The 18,730-nt window shown below is 68.5% G+C and carries 16 protein-coding genes; 3 read left to right on the forward strand and 13 right to left on the reverse strand.

Going from position 1 to position 18,730, the window contains the following annotated elements; all coding sequences use genetic code 11:
- Positions 1–136: 136 nt before the first annotated feature.
- From AC07OC_RS07460 to AC07OC_RS07470, 3 genes are read right to left on the reverse strand one after another with little or no spacing between them, the layout of a single operon-like run.
- On the reverse strand, positions 137–1,246 hold the full coding sequence (locus AC07OC_RS07460; RefSeq protein ID WP_218338908.1) for an endonuclease/exonuclease/phosphatase family protein: 1,110 nt from the start codon (positions 1,244–1,246) through the stop codon (positions 137–139).
- 54 nt (positions 1,247–1,300) lie between these two features.
- Positions 1,301–1,876: a Rossmann-fold NAD(P)-binding domain-containing protein gene (locus AC07OC_RS07465; RefSeq protein ID WP_370627724.1), complete on the reverse strand. Its 576-nt coding sequence runs from the start codon at positions 1,874–1,876 to the stop codon at positions 1,301–1,303.
- 37 nt (positions 1,877–1,913) lie between these two features.
- Positions 1,914–3,746: a DEAD/DEAH box helicase gene (locus tag AC07OC_RS07470; RefSeq protein ID WP_218338906.1), complete on the reverse strand. Its 1,833-nt coding sequence runs from the start codon at positions 3,744–3,746 to the stop codon at positions 1,914–1,916.
- A gap of 242 nt (positions 3,747–3,988) precedes the next feature.
- Here AC07OC_RS07470 and ettA point away from each other — a divergent pair, with 242 nt between their 5' ends.
- Together ettA and AC07OC_RS07480 are read left to right on the forward strand one after the other, a co-directional pair.
- Complete coding sequence (ettA, locus tag AC07OC_RS07475; protein ID WP_010460919.1) at positions 3,989–5,650, forward strand: energy-dependent translational throttle protein EttA; 1,662 nt, start codon at positions 3,989–3,991, stop codon at positions 5,648–5,650.
- A 58-nt stretch (positions 5,651–5,708) separates the two neighbouring features.
- On the forward strand, positions 5,709–8,168 hold the full coding sequence (locus AC07OC_RS07480; RefSeq protein WP_494600696.1) for a DUF1631 family protein: 2,460 nt from the start codon (positions 5,709–5,711) through the stop codon (positions 8,166–8,168).
- A gap of 101 nt (positions 8,169–8,269) precedes the next feature.
- Here the strand turns inward: AC07OC_RS07480 and AC07OC_RS07485 are convergent, their stop codons facing one another.
- Complete coding sequence (locus AC07OC_RS07485; RefSeq protein ID WP_218294250.1) at positions 8,270–9,592, reverse strand: TAXI family TRAP transporter solute-binding subunit; 1,323 nt, start codon at positions 9,590–9,592, stop codon at positions 8,270–8,272.
- 300 nt (positions 9,593–9,892) lie between these two features.
- On the opposite strand from AC07OC_RS07485, the gene AC07OC_RS07490 reads away from it, so the two are divergent.
- A complete protein-coding gene (locus AC07OC_RS07490; protein WP_218338904.1) occupies positions 9,893–10,555 on the forward strand; it encodes a gamma-glutamylcyclotransferase in 663 nt (220 codons plus the stop codon).
- A 31-nt stretch (positions 10,556–10,586) separates the two neighbouring features.
- On the opposite strand, the gene AC07OC_RS07495 is transcribed toward AC07OC_RS07490, so the two are convergent.
- From AC07OC_RS07495 to AC07OC_RS07535, 9 genes are all read right to left on the reverse strand, one after another.
- Positions 10,587–11,090, reverse strand: coding sequence for an EF-hand domain-containing protein (locus AC07OC_RS07495; RefSeq protein ID WP_218338903.1), 504 nt, complete (start codon positions 11,088–11,090; stop codon positions 10,587–10,589).
- Between the two features lie 10 nt (positions 11,091–11,100).
- Positions 11,101–11,898 carry a lectin gene (locus AC07OC_RS07500; RefSeq protein ID WP_218294253.1) on the reverse strand — a complete coding sequence of 266 codons (798 nt, stop codon included), beginning with the start codon at positions 11,896–11,898 and terminating at the stop codon, positions 11,101–11,103.
- A 329-nt stretch (positions 11,899–12,227) separates the two neighbouring features.
- The gene (locus AC07OC_RS07505) at positions 12,228–13,238 is read right to left on the reverse strand and encodes a P1 family peptidase (RefSeq protein WP_218338902.1); all 1,011 of its coding nucleotides are present in this window, start codon (positions 13,236–13,238) and stop codon (positions 12,228–12,230) included.
- 65 nt (positions 13,239–13,303) lie between these two features.
- A complete protein-coding gene (locus AC07OC_RS07510) occupies positions 13,304–13,672 on the reverse strand; it encodes a copper-binding protein (RefSeq protein WP_218338901.1) in 369 nt (122 codons plus the stop codon).
- Positions 13,669–14,247, reverse strand: a complete 579-nt coding sequence (locus AC07OC_RS07515; RefSeq protein ID WP_494600699.1) for a DUF411 domain-containing protein — start codon at positions 14,245–14,247, stop codon at positions 13,669–13,671. The genes AC07OC_RS07510 and AC07OC_RS07515 overlap by 4 nt, the downstream gene beginning before the upstream one ends.
- A gap of 26 nt (positions 14,248–14,273) precedes the next feature.
- Positions 14,274–14,771 (reverse strand): cupredoxin domain-containing protein, encoded by a 498-nt coding sequence (locus tag AC07OC_RS07520; RefSeq protein ID WP_218338899.1) that lies wholly within the window; start codon positions 14,769–14,771, stop codon positions 14,274–14,276.
- 44 nt (positions 14,772–14,815) lie between these two features.
- Positions 14,816–16,198 (reverse strand): multicopper oxidase family protein, encoded by a 1,383-nt coding sequence (locus AC07OC_RS07525; protein ID WP_218338898.1) that lies wholly within the window; start codon positions 16,196–16,198, stop codon positions 14,816–14,818.
- Position 16,199: 1 nt separating this feature from the next.
- Positions 16,200–17,660, reverse strand: coding sequence for a TolC family protein (locus AC07OC_RS07530; RefSeq protein ID WP_218338897.1), 1,461 nt, complete (start codon positions 17,658–17,660; stop codon positions 16,200–16,202).
- A gap of 552 nt (positions 17,661–18,212) precedes the next feature.
- Entirely contained in the window at positions 18,213–18,686 is a 474-nt protein-coding gene (locus AC07OC_RS07535) for a hypothetical protein (RefSeq protein ID WP_494600702.1), read from the reverse strand.
- Between the last annotated feature and the right edge of the window lie 44 nt (positions 18,687–18,730).

The raw sequence follows: 18,730 nt of genomic DNA on the forward strand, positions 1-18,730 counted from the left end.
GCGACTCTCGAAGGCGCCTTGCCGCAAGCTTGGGTGATCGCGGCCCCTGGGGGCTCAGCGCCACCCCCTGCGAGCGGGCACGTGCCATCCCGCAACCGCCGAATGCGCGCCGGGCCGCGGCGTGCCGTGCCCGCGCTTACATGCCCGGGCCGGAAGCGAGCGGGCTGGATGGAGACTCCGCCGCCGCATGCGCGGCCGCTGGCGCCCCGGGTGCAGCCGTGGTCGCCGGCATCATTTTCAGCCGCAGCAGCGCGCGCACGAACCCGTGGTCCGAACGGGTGCGGTCGCGCCCTTCATGCAGGTGGTCATTGAAATAGTCCACCCGCCGCACGTCGCCGATGCTGTTTCGACCGTTGTGCACGAACTCCTCGCTCACCAGGATCTGGTCGAGCACGCTGGGCGAGCCCTGGTGGATGTGCGAGTACGCCACATCCTTCTTCAGCGCCGCGTCGCCCTGCAGGTCGTAGGCATTGAACAGGGCCACATCGCGGGCGGAGCGGTCGTAGGCGATCTCGTTCGTGGCGCAGATGAGCTGCGTTGTCACGCTGTCGGGCGTGTCGTTGAAATCCCCCATCACCACCAGCGGCACGCTGGTGCGGTGCAGCAGATCGATCACCAGGCAGCGCAGCGCCATGGCCTCCGCGCCCCGCATGATCAAGGAACGCAGGGAGGCCAATGCCATCACCTTGCGGTCGTCCCGGTCTTCCGTCGGGTTGCCCTGCGCATCCTGCAGGAATTTGGGGCGCTTGGACTTGAGGTGCGCGGTCAGCACATTCAGGCGCTGACCATGCTTCATGCGCAGCGTCAGGACCAGTGGCGGCCGCTCAAAGCGCGCATGCACCGCCAGCCCTGGTACATCCACGTGAAAGCCCGGCGGGAATTCCGGGAACGACTGCAAGGCTTCCACCTTGAGCCTCGTGGCGATGCCCACGCGTGGCGTGCCCTGTGCACCGCCATGCGTGGCGTCGTTCTCCGCCCCGGGCACGGCCACGAAGTCGTAGCGCAGGCCGCTGCGGCCGATGGCCCCCTTGAAGGCCGCGTCGTCCCATACCTCCTGCACCGCCAGCACATCGGCATTGAGCATGCGGAAGCGGTCGCCCAGCCAGGTGAGCTTGCGATCAAACTCGGCCTGGGTGTACGGATCCTGGTTCTCATAGAACAGGCGGCCCGGGTTGGCCAGGTTGAGCACGTTGCAGGTGGCCACCATCAGGGTGGCCAGGGGCTGGGGTGGGTCGTTGGGGCGCATGGGCAGAGCATCGCACAAGGATGCCACGGCTGCGGTCCGCACCGGCTGGCAGGGTCAGAAGGCCCGCAGCGCGTCGCCCGCCAGCACATGCAGTCCGGCAGGGCCTGACCGCACGGCCCGCACGAGCGCCCGCGCCACATCGGTGCCCGGACGGGCGCGGTACTTGGCGGGAATGACCGGATCCAGCCACCTGAACAACTTGATGGAGATGGATTCGGCGGGGCGCGCTGCCTGTTGCAGGGCCTGGCGTTCCCCGATGAGCAGGGAAGGGCGCGCGATCACCAGCGTGGCAAAGCCCAGGCTCTGAAGGTCGCGCTCGACCTCGCCCTTGACGCGGTTGTAGAAGATGCCCGACTCCGCGTTGGCGCCCATGGCGGTGACCACGCCGCAGCGGGTGGCCCCGGCGGCACGCGCTGCGCGGGCGGTGGCCAGCACGGCGTCATGGTCCACGGCGCGAAAAGCGCTCTGGCTGCCCGCGGCAGCCATTGTCGTGCCCAGCGTGATGTAGACCTCGTCAATGGGCGGCAGGGCGGGCAGGGCGGCAAAGTCCACCGCGTGCAAGTGCAGGCGGGGGTGGCTCGTGGCTGGCGCGCGCCGTCCCTTGGCGTGCAGCACATGCACGGCTGCCACGCGGGGGGCGCCTGGAGCGCCCCCTGCCTCATCCGTCTCAGCGGTTAAAAGATCCGCGAGAACCGCCTGGCCCACGAGACCCGTTGCCCCGGCCACCAGAACCACCCGTGCCTCCGCCATAGCCGCCACCTCCACCGTTGCCGCCACGATAACCGCCACCACCACGGCGACCGCCGCCGCCCATGCTGTCCACGCTGGTGCGCATCGGATCAGGCTGGCCGCCCGCGCCGCCGCCGGCATGGCCGGAACTGCGGTGGCCCGGGTTGGCGTGGCCCATGTGCGTGCCCAGGTGGGCATTGGCGCGTGGAGGTTGCGAGTCGTCATAGCGGTTGCTGCCTTCGTAGCCGCCGCCACCACCACCGCCGCCGGAGCGGCCGCGTGCAGGGGCCTGGCCACCAGCGCGTGCGCCGCCGCCCTGGCCGCCACCACCGCCGGCACGGGCGCCGCGCGGGCTGTTGCTGCCACCGCCGCCGCCTGCTGCTGCGCCACCACCGGCGCGGCCGCCACGGCCGCCGCCATTGCCACCGCCGGCTGGGCGGGGGCCACGGTCACCGCCGCCGCCACCGCCGCCAGCACCCTGGCCTGCCTTGTTGGTGCGGATGCGTTCCATCATTTCGCTGCGCGCCGCCTTGGCGGCGGCCTGCATCACTTCGCGGCTCGGGGGCTTGCCGGCGCCACCCCAGATGGTCTGGCGGCCCATGGCGATGGGCTCGGCCTTCTCGCCTGGCTCGGGCCCAAAGCCTTCGATGATCTGCACCGGGATCTGCTGCTTGGTGAAGCGCTCGATGTCCATCATGAAGCCCTCTTCGTCCATGCAGACCAGGCTCACGGCTTCGCCGGTGGCGCCAGCTCGGCCCGTGCGGCCGATGCGGTGCACGTAGTCTTCCGAGACGTTGGGGATTTCATAGTTGACGACGTGGGGCAGGTCGTCGATGTCGATGCCGCGCGCGGCAATGTCGGTGGCCACCAGCGCGCGGATGTCGCCGCTCTTGAAGCCAGCCAGGGCCTGCGTGCGGGCGCTCTGGCTCTTGTTGCCGTGCAGGGCCATGGCCTGCACGCCGTTCTTGGTCAGGAACTCGGCCACGTTGTTGGCGCCGAACTTGGTGCGCGTGAACACCAGCACCTGGCTCCAGTTGTGCTGCTGGATGATGTGCAGCAGCACCTGCTTCTTCTTGCCGCGGCCCACGGGGTGGATCACCTGCGAGATGCGCTGCACGGTCGTGTTGCGCGGCGTGACCTGGATGCTCTGCGGGTTCTTGAGCAGCGTGCCCGCCAGCTCGCGGATCTCGTCGCTGAACGTGGCGGAGAACAGCAGGCTCTGCTTGTCCTTGGGCACCAGGGCCAGCACCTTCTTCACGTCGTGGATGAAACCCATGTCCAGCATGCGGTCGGCTTCATCAAGCACCAGGACCTGCACGGTCGACAGGTCCAGGAAACCCTGCTGCTGCAGGTCCAGCAGGCGGCCCGGGGTGGCCACCAGGATGTCCACGCCGCGCTTGATGCGGTCGATCTGCGGGTTCATGCCCACGCCGCCGAAGACCACGGTGGAGTTGATGTCGAGGTACTTGCCGTATTCGCGCACGGACTCTTCCACCTGGGCGGCGAGTTCGCGGGTGGGGGTCAGCACCAGGGCGCGGATGCCCTTGCCGCCGAACTTGTTCTTGGGTGCGGCGCTTTGCGAGAGGCGGTGCAGCATGGGCAGGGTGAACGCGGCGGTCTTGCCGGTGCCAGTCTGCGCGCCGGCCAGAAGATCGTGGCCTTCCAGAACGGCGGGGATGGCCTGGGCCTGGATGGGCGTGGGGGTTTCATAGCCCGTTTCGTGCACGGCCTTCAGGATGGCAGGAGCCAGGTTCAGTTCGTCAAATGTCATGTCGTTGATTGCGCCCGTCCGGGGCGCTGGGTATCAACCTGTCGTGCAACCGGGGGGTTGCCGAGCCAGTCTCAGGCTGATGAGGTTCAGGATTGGGAGCCCGGAAGCGTTGCTTCTTTCGTCCCCAGCAGTGTGCTGATGTGACGGGCAACTGGAGCCCGCTACGGTGGGTATTGTCGCATGGCCCGATAATCTCGGTTTGCACGCAGAATTTCTGCTCACTTTTGCAGGTTTGACATTCAATGGCCCAATACGTTTTCTCCATGAACCGCGTCGGCAAGATCGTGCCGCCCAAGCGGCAGATCTTGAAAGACATCTCCCTGAGCTTCTTCCCGGGCGCCAAGATCGGCGTGCTGGGAACCAACGGTTCGGGCAAGTCCACCCTCCTGAAAATCATGGCGGGCCTGGACAAGGAAATCGAGGGCGAAGCCATTCCCATGGCGGGCCTGAACATCGGCTACCTGCCCCAGGAGCCCCAGCTGGATCCCACGCAAACCGTGCGGGAGAGCGTGGAAGCGGGCATGGGCAAGCTATTTGCCGCCAAGGCCCGCCTGGAGGAGGTCTACACCGCCTACGGCGCCGAAGACGCCGACTTTGATGCGCTGGCCGCCGAACAGGCCGAGCTGGAGGCCATCATCGCCACCGCCGGCACCGACTCCGAGCACCAGCTTGAAATTGCCGCCGACGCGCTGCGCCTGCCCCCGTGGGATGCCAACATCGGCGTGCTTTCTGGTGGTGAGAAGCGCCGCGTGGCCCTGTGCCGCCTGCTGCTCTCCAAGCCCGACATGCTGCTGCTCGACGAACCCACCAACCACTTGGACGCGGAATCCGTGGACTGGCTGGAGCAGTTCCTGCAGCGCTACTCCGGCACCGTGGTGGCCATCACCCATGATCGCTACTTCCTGGACAACGCGGCCGAGTGGATCCTGGAACTGGACCGTGGCTCCGGCATTCCCTACAAGGGCAATTACTCCGACTGGCTCACGCAAAAGGGCGCACGCCTGGAAGCCGAGCAAAAGGGCGAAGAAGCCCGTGCCAAGGCCCTGAAGAAGGAACTGGAATGGTCGCGCCAGAACCCCAAGGCCCGCCAGGCCAAGAGCAAGGCCCGCCTGGCCCGCTTCGAGGAATTGAGCGACTACGAATACCAAAAGCGCAACGAAACGAACGAAATCTTCATTCCCGTGGCCGACCGCCTGGGCAGCCAGGTGATCGAGTTCAAGAACGTCACCAAGTCCTTTGGCGACCGGGTGCTGATCGACAACCTGAGCTTCAACATTCCCGCGGGCGCCATCGTCGGCATCATCGGCCCCAATGGCGCAGGTAAATCCACGCTGTTCAAGCTGATTGCCGGCAAGGAAAAGCCGGATTCGGGCGAAGTCGTCATTGGCTCCACCGTCAAGATGGCCTTCGTGGACCAGCACCGCGATGACCTGTCCAACGACAAGACGGTGTGGGAAGACGTGTCCGGCGGACTTGACATTCTCAATGTCGGCAAGTTCCAGATGGCGAGCCGCGCCTACTGTGGCCGGTTCAACTTCAATGGCGGCGACCAGCAAAAGAAGGTCGGCATGCTTTCCGGCGGCGAACGCGGCCGCCTGCACCTGGCCAAGACGCTGATTGCTGGCGGCAACGTGCTGATGCTCGATGAGCCGTCCAACGATCTGGACGTGGAAACTTTGCGGGCTCTGGAAGATGCGCTGCTGGAATTCGCCGGCACGATGTTGGTAATCAGCCACGATCGCTGGTTCCTGGACCGGATCGCCACGCACATCCTGGCCGCCGAAGGTGACAGCCAGTGGACGTTCTTTGACGGCAATTACCAGGAATACGAGGCGGACAAGAAGAAACGCCTGGGTGAAGAGGGTGCAAAGCCCAAGCGGATGCGTTTCAAAGCCCTCAAATAAGGCGTCAGGTCAAGTAGCATTGCATCTGGAAACTTGTCGTCCGATTCCTTCCCCCACCATGTCCCAGACTGCGTCTCGCTCGAGAACCGTTTTCCGTGCCTGTGTCGTCAACGCCGTGCGCGGGGGCGAGGCGCTGATGCAGCAACTGGTCAAGGTCACGCAGGCGGCCTTGACGGAGGAAGAGTCGGCCAACCGCAACATCCAGCAGCGCAACCTAGTCAGCGACAGCCTGCGGCTGCTGAACCAGCATGAGGCTGCGCTGGTCAAGGGCTACCCCATGGCCTTGCTGGAGATCTTCGCCGAAGGGCCGGGCATCGCCAAAGGCCGCAGTTCGGCGGAAGACACGGGCATGGACTTCGGCGAACTCTCGCTCATGGATGAGAGCGAGATGCAGGCGCAGGTGGAACTCTCCAAGGCGCAGCAGTCGGCACTGCACGCCACCGACGCGGTGCTGGCCGAACTCAATACCCTGGTCAGTTCGGCGCAAGGCCTGCGCAGCGTGCAGCCCGAGCGCAACCCCTTGCGCCCTGAAAGCTACATCCGCGCCCTCCAGCAGGTCGTGGGCGACACCGGTGTCTCGCCCGAGGTGCGCCAGCTGTGGATGCAGCACATGCGCGATCTGCTGGGCAAGCTCCTGGTCGATGAATACAAGAAAACCGCTGCGAGCCTGAGAGAGCACGGCGTGCAGCCGGTCGGCTATGCGGTGCTGGGCACGCCTTCCGGAAACTCGGGGCGCGGCGGAGGATACGGCGGCCCTGGCATGAACACCGGCATGGGGACGGGCTATGGCGGGGGGTATTCCGGCTACGGAAACTCCATGGCAGCACCGATGGGAGACTATGGCACCACCGGCTATGGCCGGGGAATCGGCCCGTCGACCGGCTGGAGCGGCGATTCCATGCAGTCGCCCATGGCGCCCGCCGCGGAAGAGGCCCTGTTGACCGTGGGCATCCTGCGCCAGATGCTGGCGGGTGGCGACCCCTTCGATCCGCGTGCGTACGGGGCGGCGATGCCCTCGCAGCCGGTGGCGCTGCAGCCTGCGTGGGTGGCGTCGCCTCAAGTGGGGGGCGTCGTGGCCGGAGCACAGGCGATGCCCCATGGCGGTGGCTATTTCCCTGCGGGCGCCGCGGCGGAGGCCATCGAGGACATGGCCCAGCTTGAACGCCTGGTGGGCCGCCTTGCAAGTGGCAGCCAGTCGGCTTCGCTGTCGGCCCCGCTGTCGGGATGGCGGGGCCCCGGGGTGGCGCCGGTGGTCTATGCGGCCATGCCGATGGAGGCCGCCACGCAGTCCACGGCCATGGCCATCGAAGTGGTCGGCCGCATGATGGAGAACATTGCGCAAGACTCCCGCCTGCTGCCGCAGGTCCAGCAGGCCGTGAAGAGTCTGGAGCCTGCGCTCAAGCAACTGGTGCGGCACGATGGGCGGTTCTTCTCCGACGGAACCCATCCCGCCCGGCGCCTGCTCGACGAGCTGACGCAGCGCAGCCTCGCTTTCACCGCGGAATCCACGCCCGGGTTCAGCCGCTTCATGCGCCTGCTCAATGGGGCGGTGGAGCACCTCACCACCAACGAAATCAAGGATGCGGGGCCCTTCGACACGGTGCTCAAGGCCCTGCAATCCGCCTGGGAGGCGCAGGAGCAGAAGATCAAGGCCCACCAGGAGGCGCAGCAGAAAGCCCTGTTGCATGCCGAACAGCGCGAAATGCTGGCCGAGAAGATTGCGGCGGACATCCGCAAGCTGCCGGATCTGGAGAATGTCCCTGCCGACGTGCTCGATTTTGCGGCAGGTCCCTGGGCCGATGTGATCGCGCTGGCGCAGGTATTGAAGGCGGACGACAGCCGGGATGAAGATCCTGGTGGCTATCTGGCGCTGGTTCCAGTGCTGCTGTGGAGTTCGCAGCCAGACCTGACGCGCAAGGAGCCTGACCGCCTGAATGAGGCGATTCCCGGCTTGCTGGCCAAGCTGCGCAAAGGTCTCAAGACCGTCAACTACCCTGCCGTTCAGACCAGCGCCTTCTTGCAGCGGCTGGTGGGCCTGCACCAGTCTGCCTTTGAAAAGCCCGCGCCCGCCCCCGTGGCGGCAGCGCCTCAGGCAGAGCCAGAGCCGGAGGCCGATGCTCCGCCGCCGGCGCCGCAGCCTGCCGAAGCCGCGTCCTCCGCCCCGGTACCGGAGGACAGCGCACAGGCGCCTGTCGAGGCAGCCCCCGATCCCTATGCCGATTTCGTGATCGGTGCCTGGGTCGAGCTCATCACCAATGGTCGGCTGGTGCGCACCCAGCTCACCTGGGCCAGTCCGCATGGCACGCTGTTCCTGTTCACGGCGCCCGATGCGAGCACGCAGTCCATGACGCGGCGCATGCGCGACAAGCTGGCCGCGGAGGGTTCGTTGCGCGTCGTGCCAACCCTGCCGGCCACCACCCGTGCCCTGGATGCCGTCGCCGCAGGAGCGGCCCGCAAGGGTTCGGGCGGATCCGGGTCGACGTCGGGCTCCAGGTCTTCCTCTTCCAAGACGCGCTAGAAACCAACCGGCCCCGGCCCCGGCTCCGGCGGCATTCCAGGCCCTGGTCCAGCGGCTGCGACGGGGCGCCTTTCCCCGCCATGGGGGTCAAGCCCCGTGGGTCATGCGCGCAGCAGCTTCTTGCGCACCAGGTGAATATGGTTGCGCAGCGCGTACAGCTCGTCGGCGTAGGACAGCGGCACGCTCACCTTTTCGGCCTGTGCCTCCAGCGTGTTCAGGGCCTTGAGGAGTTCGGCCGAATCCGCCTTGCCCGCTTCCATGTCGTTCTCGATCTCGCGAAGCCGGCCATACCAGCGGAACACGCGTGAACGCACCCGGAACTGGTACAGCGGCGGCACGATGCGCGACAGTGGCAGCATGATCGCCAGCAGGATGCCCAGCACGAGCCACATGCGCTCAATCAGATTGGCCATCCAGAACGGCAGGTAGCGCTGCAGCATGGGGACGGGCTCGTTCATGGCACGGTCGCCTTCCTTGGCGATGGGCAGTTCGCTGCTGCGCGAGTTGGGGAACTCCCGTGCGCGGTTGAACCAGCCCGAGCCGCCGTGCAGCTTCTGCGCGTTCTGTGCGAACAGGGTCAGCAAAGCGGGGTGCGTGCCCTCGCGCGCCAGCAGCGAGGTGGTGGAGGCGACCAGGCGCACGTCCCGTGTGGGCACATTGGCGGCCAGGTCCACCACGCCACGTGGCAGGGTCACCGGCGTCAGGAACGGAAAGCGCCTCGCATAGGCCTCATGCTGGGCGAAGTCGAGCAGTTGCACGCCGGGCGTCTGCAGCAGCATCTGCACCATCAGCGATTCAGGGGCGGAGGCAAAAACCAGCGCATCGAGCTTGCCCGCCAGAAAATCCATGGTGGCAGGCGTCTGCTCCAGCCGCGACATCTTCACCGCGCCGGGCTCCACCTTGTTCGCGTCGAGCAGGCGTTCCATCAGCTTGGGCACGCCACTGCCTTCGGACCCCACATTCACACGCCAGCCGCGCAGCTGGCGCAGGCTGTCGAGCCTGGGTACGTTGTAGGCACGCTCGGCGGATTCCGTCCGGTAGAACAGCCACACGGGCTCTACAAACAGGCTGCCCAGCGATACCAGCGCGTCCGCATCATCAGGCTGCAGTTCGGCCGTGCCGCCCTGCACGAATGCTACGTCGGCCTTCCCCTCGCGCAGCAGCTGGAGGTTGTGCGAGGACCCGTCGCTGGGCAGCAGCACGACCTCGATGCCGTCCACCGCCAGCGCTTTCTGGTAACGCTTGCCAAACTCTTCATACGCACTCTGACCGGGGCCGGTGGCCAGCGTCACCGTCTTGGGCGGGTTGGGGTTGAGCCACCAGTACGCCACCATCAGCAGCCCCACCGCCAGAAAGGCAAGCGGGCCGGCCGACACGATCAGGTCGCGCAGGGAAAGCAGGGTGTTGCGAAAGGCCTGGGACATGTGATCGGTGTGGAGTGCAAAGGGTGGACGGCGGGGGCTGCGAGAAGGGAGCGGGTACGGGTATCACGCCGGAGGCGGTTGAATCAGGGCGGATGGCCGGCCGCGGTGCCGGCGATGCTCCCTGCGGGGCCGGGGCACGCTGATTATCCGTGCATGCGCGGCCGCGCCAGGGGAGCAAACGTATCCGTTGGTGCGGTATGTGCCGGGCCCCGCCCCTGCGGCCCCGTGCGCAGGACGGGGGCAGCATGGCAAACTGTCTACTGCTTCATCTTCCGTGCCCACCCTGGCGCCGTCGCTCCCATGACGATCCTGACCCGCGAGAACCTCGGCAACGGCAGCTTTCGCAGCCACCTGGCCATGCCGGAACATGCCTCATGGACGGATGCACGGCTCGATCAGTCCTTTGCAGAGACCTGGGCCCAGCGCCCCGGCGGCCCTGTCTGGGTCTTCGGGTATGGCTCGCTCATCTGGAACCCGCTCATGGTCTTCGAAGAACAGCGCACGGCCACGCTGCGGGGCTGGCACCGCAGCTTCTGCCTGCGCTCCATCTCGGGGCGGGGCAGTCCCGGGCAGCCTGGCCGCGTGCTCTCCCTGCTGTCCGGCGGCGAGGTCCAGGGGGTGGCGCTGAGGCTTGCCACACCCACGGCCCGCGACGAAGTCCGCCTGCTGTGGACGCGCGAGATGACGGGCGGCAGCTATGTGCCGCGGTGGTTGCCGGTGCAGCTGGCCGGGGGCGGTACGGTCCATGCCATTACTTTCGTGGCCAACACCGAGCACCCACAGCACGAGCAGGACGCGTCAGCCTCCACCGTGGCACGGCTGGTCGCCCGCGCCCGTGGCGTGTTTGGCCCCAATATTGACTACGTGCTGGCGCTTGATCGTGCGCTGCGGGAGCACGGGCTGCATGATCCCTACATCGAGGCGATCATGGCCAGGATGCGGGAAGCGTCCGAGGCGCCGTAGCCTACGCCGCATCCCGGGGCTCCCACGGCATCTACGGCTTGCTGCTGCGCCGCTGGCGCTCGTAGGCCACGCATTCCTGCAGCGACAGCTCGTCATTCTGGTCCGTGTCCGCGGCTTCGAAGTAGGCCATGCGGGTTTCCACAACCTCCTTGAACGAAAGCCTGCCGTCACCGTCCTTGTCGGTGGCCGCCAGCCGCTTCAACCGGCCCTTGCCCATGCGGGGCACGTTCGCCAGGCCGGAGAGCGGGACATAGCCGTCCGCGTCAGGGCCCAGGCTGTGCCAGCTGCGCACGATGTCCTGGTGAAACTCATCCAGCGAGACGCTGCCATCGTGGTTGAGATCGGCGGAGGAGCAGATGGCCTGGAGCCGGTTGGCGAGGGGCTTGGGTGCGGGTTTCTGGCCGGCAGCGGCAGGCCTGGGCGGCGTGGCGGGCGAGGACACGGGGGTGTCGGCTGCGTGGCCCGCTGCCATCAGCGCCAGCGTGCAGGCGGCAGCGCCAAGAAGGCGAAGGGCGGGATTCGTCATCGTCGTCATCTCGGGCTCCTTACCACCACCAGCGCTGGCTGGGGCTGCGGTTGCATGGCCACACCATGGTGGGCGCTCCCTGGCGGACCCGGCCGTCTTCCACGTCCAGGCACTTGCCATTGAGCTGGCTCACGATCTGCCCACCCCGTGTGGACCAGCTCTGGCTGCGGGAGCCGGAGCACGACCACAGCACCACGCGCGCGCCGTCGCGTGGATCGCCACGGTCCACATCCACGCACAGGTCACGCACGCGGATTTCGCCGCTCCGGCCCACGCTGAAGCGCTGGGATGCCGTGCCGTTGCAGTCATACACCTGCAGCGGGGTGCCAGGCCGGATGTTGCCCTTGGTCACGTCCAGGCACAGGCGGCCGTCCACACGGATCTCCCCGCCACGGCCACCGTAGTCGGGATAGTCCGGGTACTCGGGCCTCCGGTCGTCGTCATGCCGGTTGTGGTTGGCCAGCAGGGCAATGCCTGCGATGGCCGCCACGGCAGCCACGGCCGCGCCGGCATTGGAGCCACTCTGGCTGTTGCCGGACGCGTAGGCCCGGGTGACCTTGAAGCGGCCGCCGCAGCCGCCGTTGGTCCACAGCTCGCGGCGGGTCAGGTCATAGCCCCAGGTTCTGTTGAAGCGGCAGGCGCCTTGCGTCTGTTCGCTCAGGTCCACCTGGGTGGTGTCGTCCGGCAGGCGGTAGGAGGCATAGCCTCCGTTCGACTGCAGGTCCACGAACTGGTCCTGGGCCATCGCGGCCTGGGCGTTCACCAGGAGAGGCAGGCACAGCAGCCAGGCGCGCCGTAGACGGGTCGGGTCTTTCATGGGTTCTCCTCGTTGCAATCGGAACTGTGGTGCTCGAAGCCCGCCGCGCGGCCGGGCCGCACTGCACGGCTGCCGGAAGCCCGGCGCATGGGGTCCGTCCGGCGTATGCATCATAGGGGCTTCCGGGGGGCTTGCCGTGTCGGCTGTTCCAGCCGCCGTGCCTGGAATCCTCTGGCGAGGGGCGCCGTTGCGCCGGGCCGGCGGGGGGCAATGCGCACGCCTTCTTCGGCGCTGGCCTGCCGTGCGGTGGCCCGCGCGGGAAGCCCCAACGGCAGTGCCTGCATCGCCGTCAACCGGGCAGGCGTGGCCGGCCAGGGATCAGGGAAGCGTCATCCCAGGTCGCCCGCCCAGGGCAGGTGCAGTCCCTCCGCCGTGGTGATCGCGCGTGCTGCCCGTGCTGCCCGCGCCGTGGCGATGGCCGTGGCTTCCGCGGCCATGGTGGCCAGGACCATCATGCCCAGGCTCTTGTTGGCGCGGCCGGTGCCCAGGCTGAAGATCGTGTCGCCATCCGACATGGTGTGCACGGGGTTGATGCTGCGGGCCAGCCCGTCGTGGGCGGCAACGGCCAGGCGATGGGCCTGGACCTTGGTGATGGCGGCGTCGGTGGCGACCACGCCGATGGTGGTGTTGGTGCCCGCCAGCAGCGGCTGTGGCGGGTCGCCGCGCAGCAGGGCGCGGCGGGTGTCGCGCAGGCGCAGGCCGTCGTCGGTGCGGGCGCCGGCGATCACCTGGGCGGTGTCCGGGTCCACCACGTCGCCCAGCGCATTGCAGGCAATGAGGGCCCCCACGGTCACGCCATCGACCGTGACCGAGGCGGTGCCGATGCCGCCCTTCATGGCGCGCTGGATGCCGAAGATCTTGCCCAGGGCCGCGCCGGTGCCAGCGCCCACATTGCCTTCTGCGGGGTCTGCGGTGGAGGCCGCATCGCACGCCGCATACCCCGCCGCGGCATCCGGGCGGATGCGCATGTCTCCCACCAGCAGGTCGAACAGCACGGCGGCGGGCACGATGGGCAGGCGACCCACCGCCACGTCGAAGCCGATGCCGCGCTCTTCGAGCCAGCGCACGGCGCCGGTGGCGGCATCCAGCCCCCAGGCACTGCCCCCGGCCAGCATGATGGCGTGCACCTTGTCCACCAGATTCGATGGGTCGAGCAGATCCGTCTCGCGCGTGCCGGGCGCGGCGCCGCGCACGTCCACGCCTGCCACCGCGCCCTCGCGGGTGATGATGACGGTGCAGCCCGTGGGGCGACGGGTTTCTGTGAAGTGGCCGACTTCGATGCCGGCCACACGGGTGATGCTGCCGGCGCTGCCGGCCAGGACGTGGGGGGATGAACTCATGGCTTTGATTATGTGCCCGGGCACCGCGCTGTCCTTGCGCGGTGTCAGGGCTCCGGGCGATCCTGTCAGGGCGCTTTTTCGAGGCGCGTGACGTGGTAGGCCCCGCCCACCTGTTCGGCCCTGAAACGCACCTTGTCGCCGGGTTTCAGGTCGCCCACCACGCTGGCGTCCTGCACGCGAAAGACCATGGTCATGGGTGGCATGTCCAGGTTTTTGATCTCTCCGTGGCGAAGGGTGACGCGCAGCGTGCGCGCGTCCCAGCGGGTGATCTCGCCTTCGCTGAGCGCATCCTGACCACCGGCGTGCGCGGACGCTGCTTGGCCGGGGGCGGCCGCAGGCACCTGGGCCACGGCGTGCTGCGCCGCTGCAGCCAGCGCGAGCGCGGCCAGGACCGGAAGGAGGGTGGAGGCGGTGATGGCTTGCAAGGATTTCATGGGGTGCCTTTCGCTGTGGTGGCGTGGTAGCTGTTGAAGACGCGGGTGGTGCCGTCGCGGGCGACCAGCAGCACGTCGTAAGGGTCGCGGCGGTTGCCATAGGCGGCGCCATCCATGCCGGGCGAGCCGATGGGCATGCCCGGCACGGCCAGCCCCAGGGCCGGGGGCTTTTGCCGCAGCAAAGTGCGGACATCGCTCGCGGGAACGTGCCCCTCGATGAGGTAGCCGCCCACCAGCGCGGTGTGGCACGAGCCCAGCTTTGGCGGCAGGCCGAGGCGGGCGCGCACAGCGTTGTTGCCGGTCTCGTGCACCGTCACCTTGAAGCCGCTGGCTTGCATGTGGTCCACCCAGTCCTTGCAGCAGCCGCAACTGGGGTCTTTCCACACTTCCACCGGGGTGGCGGTGCCCGTAGCGGCTCGGGCCAGCCCCGGCAGCGTGGCGGTTGCCAGCGCGGTACCCAGCAGGGGCAGCGTGGTGGCCAGCCACTGGCGGCGGCTGGACTGGCCTGCGGATGTTGTCGTGCCCGTGGCTTGGTGCAGGGCGGCGCCGTGCGCGGCCGTGGTGTATCGGTTCATGGGTTCTCCTGGGGTGCGGGGCGGTATCACGGCTTGCGGGGCAGCACGGTGATGGTGCCGGTCATGCCCGCCTGGTAGTGGCCCGCGATGAGGCAGGCAAAGTCGAACTGGCCCGCGCGGTTGAACTGCCACACGATGTCGCCTTTCTTGCCCGCGCCCACATGGGCCATGTAGGGCTCGTCGTGCTCCATGCCGGGGTGTTTGGCCATCATCTCGGCGTGTGCGTCCAGGTCGGCCTTGGTGCCGATCACGACCTCGTGCAGCACCTGGCCCTTGTTCTCGGCGCGCAGCCGCACGGTTTCACCCTCGCGCACTTCGATGTGGCTGGGGGTAAAGCGCATGTCGTCCGTCATGCGCAGGGTGATGGTGCGGGCCACGGCCTGGGTGTCGCCCGCGATGCCCCATGCCTTCTGTTCCTTCACCGCCGCTGCGCGGGCCCCGGGGTGCGGCATGTTTTCATGGGAAAAACTGCTGGTTGCGGATGCCAGTAAAGCGATGGCTGCTATGAATTTGATAGTTTTCACGATGGATGATTCCTTTTCAATGGGGGAGGTGCTGGCCGTGGATGTCAGTGCCGATGTCCGCTGGCCGCGGGCTTGCGCGCGGAGGCCGCGCCGGTTGCTGTGCCTGGCGTGTCGCCGCGGGGCGGGTGCGGGGTGCTGGCCGCGAGGCCGTTCCATTCCTGGGCCTGGGTGCCGGGCGGCTGCGGGTAGTCGCCCGGGTCCCGGTAGTCGCCCGCCGCCTGGCCGGCGCGCACCTTGAAGGTGGTGAACATGCCGCCCATCTCCAGCGGGCCATAAGGGCCGGTGCCGGTCATCATGGGGAAGGTGTTGTCGGGCAGGGGCATTTCCATCGCACCCATGTCGGCCATGCCGCGCTCGCCCATCACCATGTAGTCGGGCACGATCTTCTGGATCTTGCCGACAAGGCCCTCGTGCTGAACGCCGATCATGGTGGGCACGTCGTGCCCCATGGCACCCATGGTGTGGTGGCTCTTGTGGCAGTGCAATGCCCAGTCGCCGGGCTCGTCGGCGATGAGCTCGATCTGGCGCATCTGGCCCACGGCCACGTCGGTGGTCACCTCGGGCCAACGCGCGCCTTTGGGCACGGGGCCGCCGTCGGTGCCGGTCACCTCGAACTCGTGCCCATGCAGGTGGATGGGGTGGTTGGTCATGGTGAGGTTGCCCACGCGGATGCGCACGCGCTCGCCCTGGCGCGCCACCAGCGGGCTGATGGCGGGGAACACCCGGCTGTTCCAGCACCAGATGTTGTGGTCCAGCATGGTGTTGACCTTGGGCGTGCGGCTGCCAGGCTCCACGTCGAACGCGTTGAGCAGGAAGGCATAGTCGCGCTGCACGGGGGCGATGTGCGGGTGCGCCGCCTTCGGGTGCGTGATCCACAGGCCCATCATGCCCATGGCCATCTGCACCATTTCGTCCGCATGCGGGTGGTACATGAAGGTGCCCGGGCGGCGTGCCGTGAATTCGTAGACAAAGGTCTTGCCCGGCTGGATGGCGTTCTGGTTGAGCCCGCCCACGCCGTCCATGCCGTTGGGCAGGCGCTGGCCGTGCCAGTGGATGGTGGTGTGCTCGGGCAGCCTGTTGGTGACGAAGATGCGCACGCGGTCGCCCTCCACCACCTCGATGGTGGGGCCGGGGCTCTGCCCGTTGTAGCCCCACATGTTGACGACGAAGCCCGGCGCGACCTCGCGCACCACGGGTTCGGCCACCAGGTGGAACTCCTTGACGCCCGCGTTCATGCGCCAGGGGGTGGTCCAGCCGTTGAGGGTGACCACGGGGTTGTAGGGGCGGCCCGTGGGCGGGTGCAGCGGCGCGGACGTATCGGCGCTGCTTTGCATGGCGGGCTCGGGCAAGGCGGCCAGGGCCGCGCGGCTTACGGAAACAGCGGCCACGGCCGTGGCGGCGCCGGAGAAGAAATGGCGTCTTTGCATGTCAGTGGCCTTGTGGGGATGAGGAGGGGGCAGCGGTGGCTGCCAGGTCTTGCAGCGCGCCCGGCGACGTGCCGGTGAGGGTGAGCTGCAGGTCGGTCTCGGCCAGCCAGAAATCGCGCTGGGCTTCGATGGCGTTGGCCACCGACTGCGTGCTGGCGCGCGCCTCGGCCAGCAATTCCCAAACGCTGGCGAGCATGCCGTTGTAGCGCAGGGTGGTCTCCTGGGTGATGAGCTGGCGCAGGGGCACCACCTCGTCGCGCTGCTGGCGCGCCAGGTCGAGCGCGGTGCGGTAGGTGAGCCACGCGGCGCGCACTTCGCCACGGGCGCGCACGGCGGTCTCCTGCAGCTGGGCAGCGCTTTGCTCCACCTGGGCCTGGGCCCGGGTGCGGGCGGCACCGCCCCAGTCGAACAGGGGAAGGGGCGCATCGATCTCCCAGCCGCGCGTGATCTCGCGGTGGCCGGAGCCGCGCTCGGCGGCGGTGTTGCGGCTGTAGGCCAGGCCCACGTCGCCAAACACGGCCCCCGCGCGGCTCCAGCCCTGGCGGACCGCCTGGGTGTCGAGCTGGCGGCGTGCGGCCTGCACATCCAGCCGCTCGCGCAATGCGATGGATTCGATGCCGTCCGCGGGCAAGGCGCCGTCTGGAAGGGGGGGAAGCGCGTCCGCCAGGCGGTACTGCGCCTGTAGTCCCCACAGGCCCAGGCGGCGGTTGAGCTGTTCGCGCTCGGTGGCGGCGGCAAGCCGGGCGCGGGCACGCAGGCGGATGGCCTCTTGCAGCACCGCCTGTTCACGGGCGTGCTGCAGGCGGCTCCAGTTGCCTACGCGCGCCATGCGGCGGGCCAGTTCGGCCCCGGCTTCTGCGGCTTGCACCATGCGGTCGTGCGTGGCGCTGACCTGTTCGGCAGCCACGGCGCGCAGCCAGGCGCGCCGTGTGTCGGCGGCCAGCGCCACCACCTCCTGCGCGGCTTGCAGCGTGGCGATCTGCATGCGCTCTTCCTGGCGCTGGCTGCGCCATGGCAGGGTGATGAGATCCAGCAGGCTGAAGGCCAGGGTGCGCTCGATTTCACGCTCCTGGCTGTTGGTGAAGCGCCCCAGGGCCAGGTGTGGGTTGGGCAGCGTGATGGCCTGCACGCGTTCGGCATCCGCCACGCCCAGGGCAGCCAGCCGCGCCTGCAGGCCGGGGTTGTTGAGCAAGGCGATGCGCACGGCGGCATCCTGCGTGAGGGGCTGGGCCAGCCACCCCTGCAAGGACTGCTCCGCCTTGGCCCGGGCTGCCGCGTCGCTGGCGGGCAGGGCCGCGGCTTGCGTGCTGCCCGTTCGGCCCGCGGTGAGCGCGGCCACGTCGCCCCGCAGGCCGTCGGGCGAGACGCTGGCGCAGCCCGCGAGCACGGCCGCAGCGGCCAGCACGGACAGGCGTGCGGGACGGCGGCGTGCCGTTGAAGAAAGGAACTGCGGCGCGCTCATGGCCGGCTCCCGGGCGCGTGGTGGTGGCCATGCGGGGAGGGTTGCGGGGTTGCGGAACCGCCCTGGCTTCCGTGGATGCCGTGGGAGTCGCCGCGTCTGGCGCGGGGCCCCTGTGGCGTCGGGGCGCTGGGGGTGGGAGGCTGGGCGCCCTGCCGTGCCTCCCAGGCCAGGATGTCGGCATGGCCGCGGGGGAAGGCGGCCACCGCCCTGTGCGCATCACGCCATGCATGGGGTGCGGGCGCCTCCTGCGCCAGCGCAGGCTGGGGCCCGGTGGCGCGGTGGACCAGCGCCGCCGTGGGCGCATCGGGGTCCGCCGCAGGGAAGGGCAGGGATCCCGTGTCCGGGGATGCGGTGCCGTTGGCGAGTGAAAGTGCCGGTGCGAGCAGCACCAGGCAGGCTGCTCGCCGGAGCGACGGTAAAGACAGGAAAAGTGAAATGGGGGCGCGCATGGCGATCTCCAGACAACAGACGAACAGGGCATGGCGCTGCCGCCCCGCCACCCGATGGCGGGTGGCTGTGGGGCTCGGGCAGACGCACTTCGGGCGTCAGAGGTCAGGCGATGGGTGGCTTAATGGCCAGTGCCGCGGGAGCACTGTCAAACTGCGCGGAGGCGACGGGCAGCATGGCGCCCGTGGGGGGGTGATCCGGTGCTGGCGCCATGGGCGCATCCAGCATCGCGGAATGGCAGATCTCGCACGCCGAGCAGGCGGCGGAGTGGTGCTCGTGCGCCGCGCAGCCGACACTGGTGCCGTCGCACCCGGCGGAGGCAGCGGCCAGCATGGCATGGCCAGGGGCGTGGGCAGGGTTCTGTCCGTCCCCGCCCTCTCCGGCAGGCAGGCCCTGGTGGTGCTCCTGCCCCGCCGTGCCGATGGAGTCGCCGCCAGCGGCATGGTGATGGGAATGTTCCTGCGGGTGCGACGTGCCCGCGGGGAGCAGCGGCGGCAAGACGCCCGCGGCCATGGCCGTGCCGGTGAGGCCCCGGAGGACCAGCACCAACATCAACACGAAATAGAGGCCGCGACGCATCCACCAATGATACGGCGGCGGGCCCCAAGGTTCCCGGCGCCTTT

The sequence above is a fragment of the Acidovorax sp. GW821-FHT10E04 genome (genome assembly GCF_059415185.1).

What these genes read in the sequence shown, in the direction of transcription:
- AC07OC_RS07460 (WP_218338908.1), bottom strand. Translation starts at nt 1,246, where the DNA reads ATGCGCCCCAACGACCCACCCCAGCCCCTGGCCACCCTGATGGTGGCC.
- AC07OC_RS07470 (WP_218338906.1), bottom strand. Translation starts at nt 3,746, where the DNA reads ATGACATTTGACGAACTGAACCTGGCTCCTGCCATCCTGAAGGCCGTG.
- ettA (WP_010460919.1), top strand. Translation starts at nt 3,989, where the DNA reads ATGGCCCAATACGTTTTCTCCATGAACCGCGTCGGCAAGATCGTGCCG.
- AC07OC_RS07480 (WP_494600696.1), top strand. Translation starts at nt 5,709, where the DNA reads ATGTCCCAGACTGCGTCTCGCTCGAGAACCGTTTTCCGTGCCTGTGTC.
- AC07OC_RS07485 (WP_218294250.1), bottom strand. Translation starts at nt 9,592, where the DNA reads ATGTCCCAGGCCTTTCGCAACACCCTGCTTTCCCTGCGCGACCTGATC.
- AC07OC_RS07490 (WP_218338904.1), top strand. Translation starts at nt 9,893, where the DNA reads ATGACGATCCTGACCCGCGAGAACCTCGGCAACGGCAGCTTTCGCAGC.
- AC07OC_RS07495 (WP_218338903.1), bottom strand. Translation starts at nt 11,090, where the DNA reads ATGACGACGATGACGAATCCCGCCCTTCGCCTTCTTGGCGCTGCCGCC.
- AC07OC_RS07500 (WP_218294253.1), bottom strand. Translation starts at nt 11,898, where the DNA reads ATGAAAGACCCGACCCGTCTACGGCGCGCCTGGCTGCTGTGCCTGCCT.
- AC07OC_RS07505 (WP_218338902.1), bottom strand. Translation starts at nt 13,238, where the DNA reads ATGAGTTCATCCCCCCACGTCCTGGCCGGCAGCGCCGGCAGCATCACC.
- AC07OC_RS07510 (WP_218338901.1), bottom strand. Translation starts at nt 13,672, where the DNA reads ATGAAATCCTTGCAAGCCATCACCGCCTCCACCCTCCTTCCGGTCCTG.
- AC07OC_RS07515 (WP_494600699.1), bottom strand. Translation starts at nt 14,247, where the DNA reads ATGAACCGATACACCACGGCCGCGCACGGCGCCGCCCTGCACCAAGCC.
- AC07OC_RS07525 (WP_218338898.1), bottom strand. Translation starts at nt 16,198, where the DNA reads ATGCAAAGACGCCATTTCTTCTCCGGCGCCGCCACGGCCGTGGCCGCT.
- AC07OC_RS07530 (WP_218338897.1), bottom strand. Translation starts at nt 17,660, where the DNA reads ATGAGCGCGCCGCAGTTCCTTTCTTCAACGGCACGCCGCCGTCCCGCA.
- AC07OC_RS07535 (WP_494600702.1), bottom strand. Translation starts at nt 18,686, where the DNA reads ATGCGTCGCGGCCTCTATTTCGTGTTGATGTTGGTGCTGGTCCTCCGG.